This is a genomic window from Neobacillus paridis, from assembly GCF_016765675.1.
Taxonomy (GTDB): Bacteria; Bacillota; Bacilli; order Bacillales; family Cytobacillaceae; genus Neobacillus; species Neobacillus paridis.
Genome location: NZ_JAESWB010000255.1, coordinates 1 through 1419 on the forward strand (window position 1 = coordinate 1; position 1419 = coordinate 1419).

Sequence of the window (1419 nt, forward strand, 5' to 3'; positions counted from 1 at the left end):
GATGTCCTTGACCATGTACCAGTAGAAGAACCGGCCCCTGACCGTGGTGGGCAGCCAGGTGATGTCCCAGCACCAGACCTGGTTGGGCCCATCGGCCCGGTGCGTGGTCAGCACACGCTTGCGCGGCGTCTGGCTGCGCCCGCGGCGCCTCACCTGGCCAGCAGCCCTGAGCACCCGGTAAAAGGTCGACTCCGAGGCCAGGTAGATCCCTTTGTCGGCCAGCTTCGGCACGATCTGGTGTGGCGTCAGGCTTGCACAGTCAGCACTATTGGCGGCGTCCAGCACGGCGCGCCGCTCCTCGTCGCTGAGCTTGTTAGGCGGCGCCGGCCGCTGCGCCTGCGTCCTGCCATCGGCCGCCTGGTGCTGCCAGCGCTGCAGCGTCCTGACACTCAAGCCAAGCTCGCGACATGCNTGTTAGGCGGCGCCGGCCGCTGCGCCTGCGTCCTGCCATCGGCCGCCTGGTGCTGCCAGCGCTGCAGCGTCCTGACACTCAAGCCAAGCTCGCGACATGCCAGGGCCGGGCGCACGCCTGCCTGCACCGCCTGGCCAATCAGCATCATGGCTTCCTGGCGATCCGGGGCGCTGATGACTCTTCCGCGTCCTTGCCCCAGATCGCCTCGGCTTTTTTTCGCAGCACCAGCAACCCCCTGGCCTCGGCCAGCTCACGTTCGACTTGCTTGAGCCGCCGGGCCTGCGCCTTGACAGCCGCAGGAGACAGTCCGGCTGAATCGGCCATGCTGCCATTGGCCAGCTCACATGCCTGCCGCCATTGCGCGATCTGCTCGGGATACACACCCTGGCGCCGGCAATACGCCGACAATTCTTCCGCGCTCAGGGGAGCTGCTTCGAGCACCATCCTGAACTTGTCACTACTGGACCAGCGCTGTGCCGGCTTGCTGCTTCTTGCCATGATCTTTCCTTGTGCTCTTGCTGCGTCCTGCCAGGCGCGCAGGGTGGCTGCCGTGACGCCGGTCTGTCGGGCCAGCTCGACGATGGTCTGGTTCGAAGGCGGCATCATCTGCGCCACCACTGATTCCCGAAACGCCGCAGTGTAGCGGTTCTGTCTGCCCTTGCCACCACCAGCCGGCGCCTGTGCCGCGGGCGCCTGCCTGGCCTGCGTTGGCACTGCGCAGCCTTGTTTCGTCCTGTCATTGCCATGCACTTGCGCCAGGAAGGCCCTTCTCCACAGGCGCAGCGTTTCGGTCGTCACGCCCAGCTCGCAGGCTACCGCGGCCATGCTGCGTCCAACAGGCAACATGATTTGCTGTATGGCCCATTCCCGGACTGGCTCTGGATGTCGTTTCTTCATTGCTCACTCGCTATCGCCCTCCAGGTTGCTGGATATTTGTGGATGCGACAACTAGCCTGACATGGAGGGCTTCGCCAAAAAAAGTAACCAAAAAAAGGCGACCCGGTGAT

1 protein-coding gene and 1 pseudogene are annotated in these 1419 nt (G+C 64.7%); both read right to left on the reverse strand.

Translation table 11 applies throughout. The features are described from left to right. Positions 1–411 (reverse strand): annotated as a pseudogene (locus tag JK635_RS28715) (helix-turn-helix domain-containing protein); the annotation flags it as partial. A gap of 145 nt (positions 412–556) precedes the next feature. After that, positions 557–1309: a transposase gene (locus tag JK635_RS28720; RefSeq protein ID WP_202655243.1), complete on the reverse strand. Its 753-nt coding sequence runs from the start codon at positions 1307–1309 to the stop codon at positions 557–559. Between the last annotated feature and the right edge of the window lie 110 nt (positions 1310–1419).